This is a genomic window from Brucella intermedia LMG 3301, from assembly GCF_000182645.1.
Taxonomy (GTDB): domain Bacteria; phylum Pseudomonadota; class Alphaproteobacteria; order Rhizobiales; family Rhizobiaceae; genus Brucella; species Brucella intermedia.
In genome coordinates this window covers 164,488-181,575 of sequence record NZ_ACQA01000001.1, presented here as the reverse complement: position 1 = coordinate 181,575, position 17,088 = coordinate 164,488, and the positions used below count along the sequence as shown (strand labels likewise).

The following is a 17,088-nucleotide window of genomic DNA, read 5'->3' as shown; positions in this document are numbered from 1 at the left end:
ACATGCTTCTGTCATCCTCGCGTAGCACTGAATCTGTAATGCTTCGGCGGAACTGGACGTCGTGTCCACGCAATCTTGTCCGAACATGGATTGGAATGGTTCCTGCTGAAATATCGGTGGGAAAGCCGTTCAGGAATACGTGAATAGACAAATCAGGAGCCATCATCATGACAGTACTGCTTGGAATGGACCAGCAAATCATTGATGATACCGTCATGTCAGGCTTAGAAGCACAACAGGCGCTGTTCGCGTCCGGCGGCGATCCCATCGTTCTGGGACGCATCGGATCGCTGGAAGTACGGCTTGCCAATTCACCTGAGGCCGTGGAAGCCGCGCAGGAATTGCGCTTTCGTGTCTTCTTCGACGAAATGGGTGCGCGCCGCGAAAGCATCGAGGCTGTGGAGCTTCGCGATGCCGACCGCTTCGACGCTATTTGCGATCATCTGCTTGTTTACGATACCGCCCTGCCCGTGCCGGAACACCAGCAGATTGTCGGCACCTATCGTCTGATGCGGAGCGATCAGGCCGACAAAGCGCTCGGCTTCTACTCCGCCGATGAATATGACGTGCAGCGTCTGGCCCTTTCGCGCCCAAATCTTCGTCTGCTCGAACTGGGTCGCTCCTGCGTGAAGGCGGAATATCGCTCCAAGCGCACCGTCGAGCTGCTGTGGCAAGGTGCCTGGGCCTACTGCCGACGCCACTCCATCGATGTGATGTTCGGCTGCGCCTCCTTCCACGGGGCCGTGCCTGCCGCGCATGCGCTCGGTCTGTCGTTCCTGCATCACAACTGCCGGGCCACCCCGGACTGGGACGTGCGCGCCCTGCCGCACCGCTATCAGGCCATGGACCTGATGCCGAAGGAAGCCATCAACAACAAGGTTGCACTCTTCTCGATGCCGCCGCTGGTGAAAGGCTATCTGCGCCTTGGCGCGATGATTGGGGATGGTGCCGTGATCGACGAAGCATTCGGCACTACCGATGTGTTCATCATCCTGCCAATTGAGCGCATCTCCAGCCGCTACATTACTTATTACGGCGCTGAAGCGAACAGGTTTGTTTAGTCTGTAGATATTTCCCCTGGCCCTTCGAGACGGCCCTACGGGCCTCCTCAGGATGAGGGGAAATCATCTGGATACCCCTCGCCGGAAAACTCGACGCCCTCACCCTGAGGTGCGGAGCATAGCGAAGCCTCGAAGGGCGAGGGTCCAGAATCTCACGCCTTTCCGGCCAGTTCCTTCAACTTATAAATCAGGTCGAGCGCTTCACGGGGCGTCAGTTCGTCAGGGCTGATGGCAGAGACGGCTTTCGCCAGTTCGCTGTCCTTCATTTGCACCTGCGGCTTCGGCTTTTCCTGCTGCAAGACGACGGAGAACAGCGGCAGATCATCGATCAGCTTGTCCGCCTTGCCGGAAGTTTCACCGGCTTCCAGCTGGTGCAGCACATCGCGCGCACGATTGACGACCGCCTCGGGCAGACCGGCAAGACGCGCGACCTGCACGCCGTAGGAACGGTCGGCAGCCCCCTTTGCCACTTCATGCAGGAAGACGACATCATTGTCCCATTCCTTCACCCGCATGGTGACGTTGGAAAGCCGCTCCAGCTTTTCCGAAAGTGCCGTCATTTCGTGGAAATGCGTGGCAAACAGCGCACGGCAGCGGTTCTTCTCATGCAGATATTCGACCGCAGCCCAGGCAATGGAAAGCCCGTCGAAAGTCGCCGTACCGCGCCCGATCTCGTCAAGAATCACCAGCGAACGCTCGCCTGCCTGATTGAGGATCGCTGCCGTTTCCACCATTTCGACCATGAAGGTTGAACGCCCGCGCGCCAGATCGTCGGAAGCGCCGACACGGCTGAACAGGCGATCCACGACACCAATCTGCGCGGAACCGGCAGGGACGAAGGAACCCATCTGTGCGAGAATGGCAATCAAAGCGTTCTGGCGCAGGAATGTCGATTTACCGCCCATGTTCGGGCCGGTCAGAAGCCAGATCGCACCGTTGCCTCCATCCTTCTGTGGGGAGAGATCGCAATCATTGGCGACGAACGGATTGGCCGCCTGACGTCGCAGGGCCTGTTCGACCACCGGATGACGGCCTGCCACGATATTGAAGGACAGGCTGTCATCGACCTGCGGGCGGCAATAGCCCTGCTCATCCGCCAGCACGGCGAGCGCTGCCGAAACGTCGAAAACCGCGAGCGCCGATGCAGCCGCTCGGATGCTGTCGGCATGGGAGACGGCCTCCGCCGTCAGTTCCTCGAACACGGCAAGCTCGATGGACAAGGCGCGGTCTGCGGCATTGGCGATCTTGCTTTCCAGTTCCGCCAGCTCGGTCGTGGTAAAGCGCATCGCATTGGCCATGGTCTGCCGGTGGATGAAACGGCCCTTGGCTTCATCCGTATCCGTCATCGCCCCGGCGTTGTTGGCAGTCACCTCGATGAAATAGCCAAGCACATTGTTGTGCTTGATCTTGAGCGACTTGATGCCGGTCTCTTCTATATAATCAGCCTGGAGACCGGCGATTACGCGGCGTGACTGATCGCGCAAGGCCCGCATTTCATCAAGCTCGGCATTATAGCCTGCCCGCACGAAACCGCCTTCGCGTTTGAGAAGCGGCAATTCGTCGGCCAGGGCCCGGTCAAGATGCGCGGTAAAGATGGCGGGCATGGCGCTGACGGCATCGCGGGCATGTGCCAGTTCGTCCGGCAGCAACGCACTTTCCAACAGGTTTGCAATCGTGTGCGCAGCCTCGAAACCCCGCGCGAGGCTGCCCAGATCGCGCGGCCCGCCGCGTCCGACCGCAAGGCGCGAAAGCGCGCGCGGCATATCCGCCACACCTTTCAGTTCCGCACGCATGGCTTCGCAGAGCGACGGCTCGCTCAGGAACCAGGAAACGGAATCAAGCCGCAGCGCAATTTCCTTCGGATTGGTGAGCGGCGCGGTCAGGCGCTCGGCGAGAAGCCGCGCCCCACCGCCAGTCACCGTGCGATCAACTGCCTTCAACAGGCTGCCGTCGCGGTTGCCCGACATGGTGCGGGCAAGCTCCAGGCTGGCGCGTGTGGCCGGGTCGATGAAAAGCGTACCGCCCTCATGCTCGCGTTCCGGTCGCATCAGGGGCGGACGCTCGGAAATCTGCGTCTTTTCGATATAGGCAATCGCGCCGGAAATCGCCGACAGCTCGGAGCGGCTGAACTGGCCGAAGCCATCCAGCGTCGCGACGTTGAAATAGCGCTGGATACGCGCTTCCGCAGCCGCGCTGTCGAAAAGTGTCGCCGGTTGCGGCGTCACCGCCTTGCCGACCAGATCGAAGACGGGGCGCAATTCCTCATCGTGGAAGGCGCTGTCGGCTACCACCAGCTCACGCGGATCCACCCGCATCACATCGGCGAAAAGCCGATCGGGCGTTGTTTCCGCCACGCGGAAGGTGCCGGTAGAAATATCGATCCAGGCAAGCGCCAGTGCGCCATCGCCGCGCGTGCGCCCCATCGCCATCAGGAAATTGGCTTGCGCTGGGTCCAGCAGCTTTTCCTCAGTCAGCGTGCCGGGCGTGACGAGGCGGATCACATCGCGCTTCACCACGGATTTGGAGCCGCGCTTCTTCGCTTCCGCCGGGTCTTCAACCTGCTCGCAGACTGCAACCCGGTAGCCCTTGGCGATCAGCTTTTGCAGATAATCGTCGGCGGCATGGACAGGCACGCCGCACATCGGAATATCCTCGCCCAGATGTTTGCCGCGCTTGGTAAGCGTAATGCCCAGCGCCCCAGATGCCTCCACGGCGTCATCGAAGAACAATTCGTAGAAATCGCCCATGCGATAAAAGAGCAGCGAATCGACATTCGCGGCCTTGATCTCGATATATTGCTCCATCATGGGCGTCAGGCGAACGGGCGCTGCCTCGGCGGCATCTTCTTCCGCTTCCAACATATTTTCGCTCGCCTTCGATTCCATCGGTAAACCTTCATTTATTGCCTGGCAAACAATGCCAGGGTCATAAAATTTCGTATTCCATCGTTTTTGGATGAATATCTATTCCCGCAAGCGCTGTTTACACAATGCGTGACTGGCGCTATCGAGGTTCTCCCGCAGATGAAACCGGAGGGAACATGCCAGCCTCGACGCCGAAGGGCAACACATCAGAACGCGCACCCACAGCCAGTGAGAAGGAAGCGCTAGACTTTCACGCGCAGGGTCGCCCGGGCAAGCTGGAGATCAACCCCACCAAGCCCATGACCACGCAGCGCGATCTGTCGCTCGCCTATTCTCCGGGCGTTGCCGTGCCCGTAAAGGCAATCGCCGAAGACGCCGCCCGCGCCTACGACTATACGGCGAAGGGCAATCTGGTCGCCGTCATTTCGAACGGCACCGCCATTCTGGGCCTCGGCAATCTGGGTGCGCTCGCATCCAAGCCCGTCATGGAAGGCAAGGCCGTGCTGTTCAAGCGCTTTGCCGATGTCGACTCCATCGATCTTGAAGTCGACACCACCGATATCGACGCTTTCATCAATGCGGTGCGCTATCTCGGCCCGTCCTTCGGCGGCATCAATCTGGAAGATATCAAGGCGCCCGACTGCTTCATCATCGAGAGTCGCCTGCGCGAACTGATGGACATTCCCGTTTTCCACGATGACCAGCATGGAACGGCCATCATCGCCGCCGCCGGCCTCATCAATGCGCTGCATCTGACGGGTCGCGACATGAAGACGACGAAGCTCGTCTGCAATGGCGCGGGATCAGCCGGCATCGCCTGTATAGAACTCATCAAGGCCATGGGCTTTGCTTCAGAAAACGTCATCTTGTGCGACACCAAGGGCGTCGTCTGGCAGGGTCGCGAAGAGGGCATGAACCAGTGGAAATCGGCGCATGCGGTAAAGACCGACAAGCGGTCGCTGGCGGATGCCATGAATGGCGCGGATGTGGTGTTCGGCCTTTCGGCCAAAGGCGCGTTCACGGAAGACATGGTGCGCTCCATGGCGCCGAACCCGATCATCTTCGCCATGGCCAATCCCGACCCGGAAGTGACGCCTGAAGAAGTGGCGCGCATCCGCGACGACGCCATCGTTGCGACTGGCCGTTCGGATTATCCGAACCAGGTCAACAACGTGCTTGGCTTCCCCTACATCTTCCGCGGCGCGCTCGACGTGCGTGCGACCACCATCAACGATGCGATGAAAATCGCCGCCGTCAACGCGCTGGCCGAACTTGCCCGTGAGGACGTGCCCGACGATGTTGTCGCTGCCTATCAGGGGAGCCGCCCGCGCTTCGGCCCGAACTACATCATCCCGGTGCCGTTCGACCCGCGCCTGCTTGCATCCGTCTCGGCTGCCGTCGCCAAGGCCGCGATGGAAACCGGCGTTGCCGGACGCGCCATTGCCGACATCGAAGGCTACAAGCGCGAACTGTCGGCCCGTCGCGATCCGATCGCCTCGACCCTTCGCGGCATCTATGAACGCGTGCGCCGCCAGCCGAAGCGCATCGTCTTTGCCGAAGGCGAGGAAGAACAGGTGATGCGTGCTGCCGTTTCCTACGTCAATCAGGGGCTCGGCACCGCTATTCTGGTGGGCCGCGAGGAACGGGTGCAGGATACGGCGAAGGCTGCCGGTCTCGACCTCGACCGTCCGGGCATCGAAATCATCAATGCGCGCCTGTCGAGCCGCAATGCGGCCTACGCCGACTATCTCTACGAGAAGTTACAGCGCAAGGGCTACCTGACGCGCGATTGCCACCGCCTCATCAACAATGACCGCAATCATTTTGCGGCATGCATGGTGGCGCTGGGTGATGCGGATGGCATGGTGACGGGCGTGACCCGCAATTATGCGACGGGTCTCGACGACGTGCGTCGCGTCATCGATTCCAAGCCCGGCCATCGCGTGGTTGGCGTTTCCATCGCGCTCTGCCGTGGGCGCACCGTGTTTATCGCCGATACTGCCGTCCATGAAATGCCGACCGCAGCCGAGCTTGCCGATATCGCAGTAGAGGCTGCGGGCATGGCGCGCCGCATGGGTTATGTACCGCGCGTGGCGCTCACCGCCTTCTCGACCTTCGGCCATATGGGCGGCGAACGTTCCGCCCGCATTCAGGAAGCCGTCCGCATTCTTGCAACGCGCCATGTGGATTTCGAATTCGACGGCGAAATGAGTGCCGATGTGGCGCTGAACCCCAAGCTGATGGAACAATATCCGTTCATCCGCCTGTCGGGTCCGGCCAATGTGATCGTCACACCCGACAATCACTCTGCGTCGATTGCCGCCGACATGCTGCAGGAGCTGGGTGGCGCAACCATCATCGGCCCGCTGCTCGTCGGCCTCGACAAGCCTGCTCAGATCGTCACCATCGGTGCGAAGGATTCCGACATCGTCAACATGGCGGCAATCACCGCCTACAATGCGACGAACTGAAAGATCAGCGAATAGTAATACGAAGGCCGGGGTCTCCCCGGCCTTTGCATAAAAGCGGCTATTGAGCGGTTCCGGTTAAAACGGAATCGTCGGAACCGCGCTAAGTATTTGTTTTGTCGCATTTGCCACACGCAAAACCGCTTCGCACTTTTGCTGGAAATGCTCTAGGATGGCCATCGTCCACTATCCTTTCCCCGCAAACCGGATCTACATGCCGCATGAGCGCACACGACCTTAAGCTGGAAGAGATCGTCAATCCCGAGACGCTGCGCCGCAAGCTCAACGAACTGGCGGATTCCACGGACGAAAACTACACCAGCCCTACCGTGCGCAAAGTGGTGCTTCAGGCATTGAAGGACGCGCTGGTGCGCGGCCGCGCCAACGCGGAAGGCATGTTGATGAAGGACGGCGGCGGCACGCTCTGCGCCAAACGCCTTTCCTTTCTGATGGACACGCTGATTGAGACGCTGTTCGAATTCGCCACCACCAAAGCCTATCCGATGATCAATCCGTCGAAGGCGGAAAACATGGCCATCGTCGCGGTGGGCGGCTACGGGCGCGGCGGGCTGGCGCCAGGGTCGGATATCGATCTTCTGTTTCTGCTGCCCTACAAGCAGACTCCGTGGGGCGAGCAGGTGGTCGAATACATGCTCTACATGCTGTGGGACATGGGACTGAAAGTCGGACACTCCACGCGCAACATCGATGAGTGCATCCGTCTGGCGCGCGAGGACATGACGATCCGCACGGCAGTTCTCGATGCGCGGTTTCTCACCGGCAATCGCGAACTCTTCAAATCGCTTGTTGGCCGCTTCGACGAGGAAATCGTCAAGGATACGGGACCTGAATTCATTCAGGCCAAGCTTGCCGAACGCGATCAGCGCCACCGCAAGGCAGGCGAAACCCGCTATCTGGTCGAGCCGAACGTCAAGGAAGGCAAGGGCGGGCAGCGCGACCTGCATACGCTGTTCTGGATCACCAAGTATTTTTACCGCGTCAAGACGAAGGAAGAGCTGGTCAAGCTCGGTGTTCTGTCGCGGGCCGAACTGAAACTGTTCAACAAGGCGGAAGATTTTCTCTGGGCGGTGCGGTGCCACATGCACTTCGCAACGCTGAAGGCAGAAGAGCGGCTTTCCTTCGACATCCAGCCGGAAATCGCCCAGCGCCTTGGCTATACGGCGCATCCCGGCCAGAACTATGTCGAACGGTTCATGAAGCATTACTTCCTCGTGGCGAAGGATGTGGGCGATCTCACCCGCATCATCAGCGCAGCGCTGGAGGAGCAGCAGGCCAAGCATGTGCCGGGCTTCAACCGCATCTTCCTCACCTTTTCACGGCGCAAGCGCAAGCTTTCCGCAGACGGCGATTTCGTTTCGGAAAATCACCGCATCAACATCGCGCGGCCCGATGTTTTCAAGGAGGACCCGGTCAACATCATCCGTCTCTTCCATCTGGCAGACAAGCACGGGCTGGAATTTCATCCCGAAGCGATGCAAAGCCTCACCCGCTCCTTGAAACTTATCAACGCCGATCTGCGCGAGAATCCCGAAGCCAACCGGCTTTTTCTCGAAATCCTGACCTCGCCGCGCAATCCCGAACTCATTCTGCGCCGCATGAACGAATCCGGCGTACTCGGAAAGTTCATTCCGGATTTCGGCAAGATCGTCGCCATGATGCAGTTCAACATGTACCACCATTATACGGTGGACGAGCATCTGCTGCGCTGCATCGCTGTGCTGTCGGAAATCGAGCATGGCGAGCTTGAAAACGAACATCCGCTTTCAAACCACCTCATCACGACGGTGAAGCGCGACCGCAACCTGCTTTATGTGGCCCTGCTCTTGCACGACATCGCCAAGGGGCGACCGGAAGACCACTCGGTTGCCGGTGCGCGCATTGCCCGCAAGCTCGGTCCCCGCTTCGGTCTCAGCCCCGCCGAAACCGAAACCGTCGAATGGCTTGTGCGGGAACATCTGACCATGAGCATGGTGGCGCAATCGCGCGACCTCAATGATCGCAAGACCATCATCGACTTCGCCGATACAGTGCAGACGATGGAGCGGTTGAAGCTTCTCCTGATCCTCACCGTCTGCGACATCAAGGCGGTCGGCCCCGGTGTATGGAACGGCTGGAAGGGCCAGCTTCTGCGCACGCTCTTCTACGAAACCGAGCTGGTCCTGACCGGCGGTTTCTCGGAACTGTCCCGCGCCGACCGTGACTATCAGGCGCGAGAGGCGCTGGCAGAACGGCTTTCCGACTGGCCCAAGGACAAGCGCGATGCCTATCTGGCCCTCCACTACACCAACTATTTCCTGACCGTCAGCCTCGAGGATCAGGTCCGGCACGCCCATTTCATCCGCGAAGCCGACCGCAACGAGCGGGCGCTGGCCACCATGGCGAAGCCACACACCTTCGAGGCCGTGACCGAAATCACGGTGCTGGCGCCCGACCATCCCCGCCTCCTGTCGATCATAACGGGCGCCTGCGCGGCGGCAGGGGCCAACATCGTCGACGCGCAGATTTTCACCACCGGCGACGGGCGGGCGCTCGATACCATTCTCATCAGCCGTGAATTCGATACCGACGACGACGAGCGCCGCCGTGCCGAACGCGTCGGCAAGGTCATTGAGGACGTCCTGTCCGGCAAGGCGCATTTGCCCGACGTTCTGGCCAAGCGTACCAAGCCGAAGAAGGCCGCCAAGGCTTTCAAGGTGGAGCCGCGTGTCGAGATCAACAACACGTTCTCCAACAAGTTCACAGTCATCGAGGTGGAAGGCCTGGACCGCCCGGGCCTGCTTTCGGAACTGACCGGCCTTATTTCCGACCTTTCGCTGGATATTGCTTCTGCCCATATCACCACGTTTGGCGAGAAGGTGATTGACAGTTTTTACGTAACCGACCTAGTGGGCCACAAGATTTCAAATGCCACCCGTCAGGGCAATATCAGGCGCAAGCTGCTTGGTGTGCTGGGCGCGGAAAATGGCAGCAAGACAAACGGCCGCTCGTCGCAGGCCGCAGCATAGGTTTTTCAGTAAATGAGTTTGGTCAAAAAGTTCGCCACGGTCGCGTCCGGAACGCTGATGAGCCGCATTTTCGGCTTCACCCGCGAGATGTTCATGGCGGCGGCACTCGGCACCGGACCGGTGGCCGATGCCTTCAATGCCGCTTTCCGTTTCCCGAACACCTTTCGACGACTCTTTGCCGAAGGCGCCTTCAACTCCGCTTTCGTGCCGCTTTTTGCCAAGGAGATCGAAAAGAACGGCATGGACGGCGCGCGTCGCTTTTCCGAAGAAGTGTTCGGCGTGCTCTTTACCGTGCTCCTGTTCCTGACCATCGTGATGGAACTTTCGATGCCCTTCATCGTGCGGACCGTGATCGCACCGGGCTTCACCGACGATCCGGTGAAGTTCGAGAACACGGTGCGCCTCGCCGTCATCATGTTCCCCTACCTTGCCTGCATGTCGCTTGCCGCGATGATGGGCGGGATGCTGAATTCGCTGCACCGTTATTTCGCGGCGGCAATAGCCCCGGTCTTTCTCAACATCATCCTGATCGGCGTCCTGGCCGTGGCCTGGTGGCGCGGCTATGATGCGCTGGCCGTGGGATATGGCCTTTCCTGGGGCGTCATGGCTGCGGGCCTGGTGCAGCTTGCCATCGTCTGGATTGCCGTGCGCAATGCAGGCATCAAGATCGGCTTCCGCCGTCCGCGCCTCACGCCCAATGTCAGGCGGCTTCTGGTGCTGGCGCTTCCTGCCGCCATCACCGGGGGCATCACGCAAATCAACCTGCTCATCAACACCAATATCGCGTCGGGCATGGAAGGCGCGGTTTCCTCGCTCGTTTATGCGGACCGCATCTATCAGCTTCCACTCGGTGTCGTCGGCATCGCGGTCGCGACCGTGCTTCTGCCGGAACTGTCACGCGCATTGCGTGGCGGTCACATGAAGGAAGCGTCGAACCTGCAAAACCGTTCGGTCGAGTTCACCTTGTTCCTCACGCTGCCAGCCGCGGCCGCCCTCCTCGTCATGTCGGAGCCAATCGTGCGGCTCCTGTTCGAACGCGGCAAGTTCAGCCCGGATTCCACGCTCGTCGTCTCCAATATTCTGGCGATCTATGGCCTCGGTCTTCCTGCTTTCGTGCTGATAAAGGCGTTCATTCCGGGCTTCTTTGCCCGCGAGGATACCCGCACACCGATGATCTTCGCTGCCATTTCGGTGGCGGTGAATGTCTCGCTTGCCATCTCGCTTTTCCCCCATTTCGGGCCGACGGGCATCGCCACCGCCGAAATCGTCGCTGGGTGGGTCAATGCTGTGCTGCTTTTTGCGACACTGGTGAAGCGGGGCCATTGGGGACAGGATATTCCACTCCTCACCCGCATCCCGCGTCTTCTCGTGGCTGCCGCGATCATGGCTGTCGGCATCCATTTTGCCATCGGCTACTTCGCCCACGAGCTTTCCTCGGCTGCGCCGCTTGTTGTACGGGCGGGAACCGTGACCGCAATCGTCATTGCCGCAATGGTCGTTTATTTCGGCTTTGCCTTTGGTCTCGGCGGCGCCAATACCGGGATGATCCGCCGCAACATAAAGCGCGGTGCGGCAAAGAAAGCGCCTGAAAGCGAGCAATAATTCGCGCTTGAAAGGCGACTGCGTCTCTGCGAAAAGACCAGCATTCAAAATCCCCGCTCTCCACCGGCGGGGCTAACTTTTTTAGGAAACGATCATGAGCACGTTCAAACCGCTTGTTTTCTCCGGCGCCCAACCGACCGGAAATCTTCACCTCGGCAATTATCTCGGGGCAATCAAGCGGTGGGTGGACATGCAGGACACCAACGACTGCATTTATTGCGTCGTTGATATGCATGCGCTGACCATTTCACCCGATCCAGCCGAGTTGACGAACTCGACCCGGGAAGTGACCGCTGCCTATCTCGCCGCTGGCGTCGATCCGAAGAAGAGCATCGTCTTCAACCAGAGCCGCGTCATGCAGCATGCGGAGCTGGCATGGGTGTTCAACTGCGTCGCGCGCATCGGCTGGATGAGCCGCATGACCCAGTTCAAGGACAAGGCAGGCAAGGACCGCGAAAATGCTTCCCTCGGACTGTTCGCCTATCCGAGCCTGATGGCCGCCGACATCCTGCTTTACCGCGCCACTGCCGTCCCTGTTGGCGAGGACCAGAAGCAGCATCTGGAACTGACCCGCGATATCGCGCAGAAGTTCAACAACGACTATTCCGACCGTATCGCCTCGCTTGGGGTCGGTGTGGATATGAAGGTCGGTGACGAGCGGGTCTCTGGCTTCTTCCCGCTCACCGAGCCGGTTATTTCCGGCCCGGCCATGCGGATCATGTCGCTGCGCGACGGCACCAAGAAGATGTCGAAGTCCGATCCGTCGGATCTGTCGCGCATCAACCTGATCGACGACGAAGAGACCATCACCAAGAAGATCCGCAAGGCAAAGACCGACTCGGATGGCCTGCCGACGGAACTCGACGGCCTCGACGGACGTCCGGAAGCGGATAATCTGGTTGGCATCTATGCAGCACTTTCCGCTCGATCGAAGGAAGACGTGCTCAACGAATTCGGCGGACGCCAGTTCTCCGAATTCAAGGCATCGCTTGCCGATCTGGCGGTCGCGAAGCTTTCGCCGATCACCCATGAGATGCGTCGGCTGGTGGCTGACCCGGCCTACATCGACAGCGTTCTGCGCGATGGCGGCGAACGGGCCGGCGTGATCGCCGAACAGACCATGCGTCATGTCCGCGACATCGTCGGCTGGCTGCAGAACTAAATCCCGATTGACCAGCGGGCGGCAGCTTTTTTGCTGCCGTCCTCTCCGTTCGAAGATCGACTTTCGATCCTCAAGCTCCTGCAAATGTCAGCTTGCAGATGGCCGGTCCCGATGGCAAATTGCGGCCATGGTATCAAAACGACTTAGCCGGGAAGCCGGTCACCGCCGCAAGTTTCTTGCCGTCATCGACGAGACGCCCGAGTGCGGGCGCGCCGTTGCCTATGCCGCACGCCGTGCAAAAAACACGGGCGGCTCGCTCATCCTGCTTTTCGTGATCGATGACTCCGATTTCCAGCAAATTCTGGGCGTTGGAGAAATCATGCGCGCAGAAGCACAGGATCGCGCGCAGGCGGCGCTGGAAAAATTCGCGGCAACCGTGCGCACGGATCAAGGGATCGAGCCGGAAATCAGCATTCGCGAGGGCGAAACCGCCGCAGAGCTGATCAGCCTCATCGAGGAAGATCAGGATATCGCCATTCTGGTTCTGGCTGCCGGTTCGGGCAAGGAAGGCCCCGGCCCCCTGGTGCAATCGCTTGCCAGCCGCTCGCAGTTCCCGATCCCGGTCACGGTCATTCCGGCAGGTATGAGCGACGACGACATTGATGCGGTGACGTGATCACCCTATATTGATGGCAACTGACACGCGCAGCATCGGGACAGCACTTGCGTCCATATGGATCTGCGCTTACGAGAATCGTTCCAAAATCTGAAAGCGGGACAACTGGCATGTTCATCCAGACTGAAACCACGCCCAACCCGGCGACCCTGAAGTTTCTTCCCGGCAAGGTCGTCATGCCGGAAGGCACCGCCGATTTCCGCGACCCTTCCACCGCTGGCAACACGTCGCCGCTCGCAGCCAAGCTTTTTTCGGTTCCAGGCGTAACCGGTGTTTTCTTCGGCTATGATTTCATCACCGTAACGAAGGATGATGGCGAGTGGCAGCACTTGAAGCCTGCCATTCTCGGCACGATCATGGAACATTTCATGTCCGGTGCGCCTGCAATGGCAGGCAACAGCAATGCGGATGCCGCCGCTGCCCATGGCGACGAAGAATTCTTCGATGAAGCCGATGCGGAAACCGTCGAAATCATCAAGGAACTGATCGAAACCCGCGTTCGTCCAGCCGTTGCGCAGGACGGCGGCGACATCACGTTCCGTGGCTTTGAAAACGGCACCGTATTCCTCAACATGAAGGGCGCCTGCTCGGGTTGCCCGTCATCGACGGCAACGCTGAAGCACGGCATTCAAAACCTCCTGCGCCATTTCGTGCCGGAAGTGCAGCAGGTCGAACAGATTTGATCTGTTTGAAATTGCAAGTGAAAAAGGCCGCCTGAAGCGGCCTTTTTCATATCCGGATGGCCCAGCTTATTGCTTTACGATGACCTTCGCGCCCTGTTCGGTGCGGTCGTAAAGATCCATGATATCCTGATTCATGAGACGGATGCAGCCGGAAGACATTGCCTTGCCGATGGACCACCATTCCGGCGTTCCGTGAAGACGATAGCCCGTGTCGCCACCCTTGTTGTAAAGATAAAGGGCGCGCGCGCCGAGCGGATTACGCAGGCCGGGGTCCATGCCGTTCCGATACTTTGCAAGTTCCGGCTGCCGCTTGATCATGGCGGAAGGCGGTGTCCAGGTCGGCCATTCGCGCTTCATGGCGACCCGCGCCGTGCCGGACCATTCAAAACCTTCACGCCCGACGCCAATGCCATAGCGCATGGCCTTGCCTTCCGGCATGATGAGGTAAAGGAACTTTTCCCGCGTATCGACGATGATCGTGCCCGGCTTTTCGTCCGTCGGATATTTGACGATCTGGCGACGATATTGCGGTTGAATCTTTTCGCTCGGGATCGCCGGGACGACATAGCCGGCATCAGTGACCGAAGAATAGGAAGCGGTATAAAATGTGCCGCCTACGGTCGAGCAGCCAGCCAACACACTGCCCAGAAAGAGAGCCGCCGTCAGATTTAGGACGCGAGAATTCATGCATTCCCCCAGATTGGTTCATTCCGTCAATGGGACCGCGATGGGCCGGAGATAGATGCGAATCGTTCGTTGTCGTTGAAGATGGGGCAGTATTGTTAACCAGACGTTAACCGTAAATTGAAAATTCCTTGATTAAGACATTTTTTGGCCATGTTTTGCGCAGCCGCCGCAGTTTTCGTCCGGCATGCCGCTGATTTCCGATTGTTTCGCTCTAAAACCGGGCACAAAATGCGCCCATGCCCATTGTGATTCCCAACCAGACCCATCCACTTTCCGACGGCAGGCAGTCTGAGAACGCCATGCTTGTGCGGCGCGGCGTCCAGCGCCTTTTTCTGGAAATGGGACTTGCCACTTTGCCCGAACTGCCGCTGGCGTCGGGCCGGCGCGCCGATCTGATTGCGCTCAGCCGCAAAGGCGAAATCTGGATCGTGGAGATCAAATCATCCATCGAGGACTGGAAGACCGATCGCAAATGGCCCGAATATCGCGCCTATTGCGACCGGCTGTTCTTCGCCACCCACCCGGCAGTGCCGAGCGAAATCTTTCCGCAGGAATGCGGCTTCATTCTCTCTGATGGCTATGGAGCGGAAATTATGCGCGATGCGCCGGAGCACAAATTACCCGGTGCGACGCGAAAAGCGCTGATGCTTCGCTTTGCGCGGGCGGGCGCCTCCCGCCTGACGATCGCCGAATTGGCTGGTCTCGACGTACCCGAGACGGAAATCGATTGATCTGGCAGTCCGAATTAGAGCGCGTTTCGATCTGATTGGATCAGATCGGCGCTCCAGGTTCTTCTATTTTATGCTCTAACGCGGTGCGCGCTTGGCCAGAATGCGCTGCAAAGTGCGGCGGTGCATGTTGAGACGACGTGCGGTTTCGGAGACATTGCGCTCGCACATTTCGTAAACCCGCTGGATGTGCTCCCAGCGAACCCGGTCAGCGGACATGGGATTTTCCGGCGGCGCAACCTTTTCGCCGGGGCGGCGGGTCAATGCTGCAAAGACCTCATCGGCATCGGCGGGCTTCGACAGATAATCGATGGCGCCAAGCTTAACGGCATTCACAGCGGTTGCGATATTTCCGTAGCCGGTAAGAACGATAGCGCGCGTGTCAGCGCGGCGCGAGCGAATCGCCTCGATGATGTCGAGACCATTGCCATCGCCGAGCCGCATGTCCACGACCGCATAGGCCGGTGCCGCTGCCTTGGCGGCGGCGATGCCTTCCTCAACCGATTCCGCAGTCGTCACCTGGAAACCCCGGCTCTCCATGGCGCGGGCAAGGCGCTGCAAGAAGGGCTTGTCGTCATCAACCAGAAGGAGGGTCGGATCGTTGCCTATGGCTTCGGTGTCTTCCTGCTTCAAGTCGTCCATCGGGTGCTTCCTGCCTGTATTTTTCTTTCCTTATTGATACCCCTGCGTCAAAAAGTCAAATAGCCACTGAATTGTTGAAGCAATTTCAGCAGGAGGTCCAGCGCTGGGACAATGCAAGCCCTTGTATTCAAATGCTATTTTGAAACACGGACACGAGGATTTGATAGGAAAATCCAATACCTGCCCGCAAGCGTGCTTCAGACAGACGTAAATGCGGAACGCGGCCAGACCACCTTTACCTCCGCGCCCTGCCCCGGATTGTTGCGATTGCGGAAGGTGATGTGCGCGCCCGAGCGTTCCAGCAGGGTTTTGGCGATGAAGAGGCCGAGGCCCAAACCACCGCCATTTCGGGTATTGTCGCGGCTTGTCATGTAGGGCTCGCCGATCCGGTCGAGGATTTCGGGTTTGAACCCCTCGCCGTCATCCTGGATGGTTACGCTCACATTGCCGTCAGTCCAGCCCCAGGTGACATTGACCGTCCCGCGCGCAAAATCGACGGCATTCTCCACCAGGTTGCCCAGGCCATAGAGCAGGCCGGGGTTGCGCCGGGTGACGGGTTCCGGCTTCGGACCTTCCATCTTTTGCACGTCAATGGTGATACCGAAGTTGCGGTGCGGCGCGATGACCTCCTCGATGAGCGATGAGAGCGGCAGGCGCGACATGTGTTCTTCGCCTTCGGAGGAAAGACTGGTCAGGCGCCTGAGAATTTCCCGGCAGCGCTGGGTCTGCGAATGCAGCAACGCGATATCTTCGGCAAGGCCCGGATCGGTGGTGTGGGCGCGCTGCATTTCCTTCACCACCAATGCAATGGTTGCAAGCGGCGTGCCCAGTTCATGGGCCGCTGCAGCAGCCAGCCCATCCAGCGCCGACAGATGCTGTTCGCGCTGGAGAATAAGTTCCGCGGCGCTCAATGCGTCGCCCAGCTGGCGCGCTTCCTCGGCGATGCGATAGGCATAGACCGCGGTGAACCCGAGCGCGGAAATGATGGCGCACCAGATGCCGATTACGAACAGGAACGGCAGGTTCAACGTTTCACCCGGATACCAGGGCAGCGGTTCGTGCCTGATGGTGAGCACCGATGTACAGGCAACCACCAGCAAGCCAAGCACGAGCGTGTGGCGGGCAGAAAGCGAGGTCGCCGAGATGATGACCGGCACGATCATCAGGATGACGAACGGATTTTGCAGGCCGCCGGTAAGATAGAGAAGGCCTGCCAGTTGCAGAATGTCGAATGCCAGAACCAGACTTGCCGCCGCCGGATTGAGCCGGTGGTTGGTCGGAAAGCGGAAGGCAAGATAAAGGTTGAGCCAAGCCGAACAGGCGATCAGCGCAAAACAGATGCCGACGGCAAACGCAAATTGCAGATAAAGCGCCACGAACATGACTGCGGCGGTCTGTCCGGCAATTGCCAGCCAGCGAACGCGAACCAACGTGGTGAGGCGCGGGCGGCGCGAAAGATTGGAAGCGCGATTCTCGAATTCTGCGTGCATGGGGTCCCTCGTCAGGCCCTTATGAGGCAAGCCCGGACCAGAAAGCAAGCGAAACTGCG

At 59.4% G+C, this 17,088-nt stretch carries 12 protein-coding genes; 8 read left to right on the top strand and 4 right to left on the bottom strand.

Translation table 11 applies throughout. From position 1 onward, the window contains the following. The first annotated feature begins 167 nt into the window (after positions 1-167). On the top strand, positions 168-1,061 hold the full coding sequence (gene olsB, locus OINT_RS00800) for a l-ornithine N(alpha)-acyltransferase (RefSeq protein ID WP_006465876.1): 894 nt from the start codon (positions 168-170) through the stop codon (positions 1,059-1,061). A gap of 152 nt (positions 1,062-1,213) precedes the next feature. Here the strand turns inward: olsB and mutS are convergent, their stop codons facing one another. Next, complete coding sequence (mutS, locus tag OINT_RS00795) at positions 1,214-3,946, bottom strand: DNA mismatch repair protein MutS (protein WP_006465875.1); 2,733 nt, start codon at positions 3,944-3,946, stop codon at positions 1,214-1,216. Positions 3,947-4,101: 155 nt separating this feature from the next. Here mutS and OINT_RS00790 point away from each other — a divergent pair, with 155 nt between their 5' ends. The 6 genes from OINT_RS00790 to OINT_RS00765 all read left to right on the top strand — a co-directional run bounded on the left by OINT_RS00790 (position 4,102) and on the right by OINT_RS00765 (position 13,482). Continuing rightward, the gene (locus OINT_RS00790; protein ID WP_006470910.1) at positions 4,102-6,396 is read left to right on the top strand and encodes an NADP-dependent malic enzyme; all 2,295 of its coding nucleotides are present in this window, start codon (positions 4,102-4,104) and stop codon (positions 6,394-6,396) included. A 218-nt stretch (positions 6,397-6,614) separates the two neighbouring features. Further along, positions 6,615-9,419: a [protein-PII] uridylyltransferase gene (locus OINT_RS00785; RefSeq protein ID WP_039852237.1), complete on the top strand. Its 2,805-nt coding sequence runs from the start codon at positions 6,615-6,617 to the stop codon at positions 9,417-9,419. Between the two features lie 12 nt (positions 9,420-9,431). Next, complete coding sequence (murJ, locus tag OINT_RS00780) at positions 9,432-11,021, top strand: murein biosynthesis integral membrane protein MurJ (protein ID WP_006465872.1); 1,590 nt, start codon at positions 9,432-9,434, stop codon at positions 11,019-11,021. A gap of 94 nt (positions 11,022-11,115) precedes the next feature. After that, on the top strand, positions 11,116-12,183 hold the full coding sequence (gene trpS / locus OINT_RS00775; RefSeq protein WP_006465871.1) for a tryptophan--tRNA ligase: 1,068 nt from the start codon (positions 11,116-11,118) through the stop codon (positions 12,181-12,183). A 127-nt stretch (positions 12,184-12,310) separates the two neighbouring features. Further along, the gene (locus OINT_RS00770) at positions 12,311-12,799 is read left to right on the top strand and encodes a universal stress protein (protein WP_006470912.1); all 489 of its coding nucleotides are present in this window, start codon (positions 12,311-12,313) and stop codon (positions 12,797-12,799) included. A gap of 110 nt (positions 12,800-12,909) precedes the next feature. Further along, on the top strand, positions 12,910-13,482 hold the full coding sequence (locus tag OINT_RS00765; protein ID WP_006470913.1) for a NifU family protein: 573 nt from the start codon (positions 12,910-12,912) through the stop codon (positions 13,480-13,482). A 66-nt stretch (positions 13,483-13,548) separates the two neighbouring features. Here the strand turns inward: OINT_RS00765 and OINT_RS00760 are convergent, their stop codons facing one another. Continuing rightward, a complete protein-coding gene (locus tag OINT_RS00760; protein WP_006465868.1) occupies positions 13,549-14,169 on the bottom strand; it encodes a L,D-transpeptidase in 621 nt (206 codons plus the stop codon). Between the two features lie 236 nt (positions 14,170-14,405). Here OINT_RS00760 and OINT_RS00755 point away from each other — a divergent pair, with 236 nt between their 5' ends. Next, complete coding sequence (locus tag OINT_RS00755; RefSeq protein WP_006465867.1) at positions 14,406-14,900, top strand: MmcB family DNA repair protein; 495 nt, start codon at positions 14,406-14,408, stop codon at positions 14,898-14,900. A 75-nt stretch (positions 14,901-14,975) separates the two neighbouring features. Here OINT_RS00755 and regA read toward each other — a convergent pair whose 3' ends face one another. Together regA and OINT_RS00745 are read right to left on the bottom strand one after the other, a co-directional pair. Beyond that, a complete protein-coding gene (gene regA, locus OINT_RS00750; protein WP_006465866.1) occupies positions 14,976-15,539 on the bottom strand; it encodes a global response regulator transcription factor RegA in 564 nt (187 codons plus the stop codon). A gap of 197 nt (positions 15,540-15,736) precedes the next feature. Further along, positions 15,737-17,029: an ActS/PrrB/RegB family redox-sensitive histidine kinase gene (locus tag OINT_RS00745; protein ID WP_006470914.1), complete on the bottom strand. Its 1,293-nt coding sequence runs from the start codon at positions 17,027-17,029 to the stop codon at positions 15,737-15,739. Between the last annotated feature and the right edge of the window lie 59 nt (positions 17,030-17,088).

Bases quoted from the DNA above. Each gene is read 5' to 3' on its own strand.
- trpS (WP_006465871.1), top strand. From the start codon at position 11,116: ATGAGCACGTTCAAACCGCTTGTTTTCTCCGGCGCCCAACCGACCGGA.
- OINT_RS00790 (WP_006470910.1), top strand. From the start codon at position 4,102: ATGCCAGCCTCGACGCCGAAGGGCAACACATCAGAACGCGCACCCACA.
- OINT_RS00755 (WP_006465867.1), top strand. From the start codon at position 14,406: ATGCCCATTGTGATTCCCAACCAGACCCATCCACTTTCCGACGGCAGG.
- OINT_RS00745 (WP_006470914.1), bottom strand. From the start codon at position 17,029: ATGCACGCAGAATTCGAGAATCGCGCTTCCAATCTTTCGCGCCGCCCG.
- OINT_RS00765 (WP_006470913.1), top strand. From the start codon at position 12,910: ATGTTCATCCAGACTGAAACCACGCCCAACCCGGCGACCCTGAAGTTT.
- olsB (WP_006465876.1), top strand. From the start codon at position 168: ATGACAGTACTGCTTGGAATGGACCAGCAAATCATTGATGATACCGTC.
- OINT_RS00760 (WP_006465868.1), bottom strand. From the start codon at position 14,169: ATGAATTCTCGCGTCCTAAATCTGACGGCGGCTCTCTTTCTGGGCAGT.
- mutS (WP_006465875.1), bottom strand. From the start codon at position 3,946: ATGGAATCGAAGGCGAGCGAAAATATGTTGGAAGCGGAAGAAGATGCC.
- murJ (WP_006465872.1), top strand. From the start codon at position 9,432: ATGAGTTTGGTCAAAAAGTTCGCCACGGTCGCGTCCGGAACGCTGATG.
- OINT_RS00770 (WP_006470912.1), top strand. From the start codon at position 12,311: ATGGTATCAAAACGACTTAGCCGGGAAGCCGGTCACCGCCGCAAGTTT.
- regA (WP_006465866.1), bottom strand. From the start codon at position 15,539: ATGGACGACTTGAAGCAGGAAGACACCGAAGCCATAGGCAACGATCCG.
- OINT_RS00785 (WP_039852237.1), top strand. From the start codon at position 6,615: ATGAGCGCACACGACCTTAAGCTGGAAGAGATCGTCAATCCCGAGACG.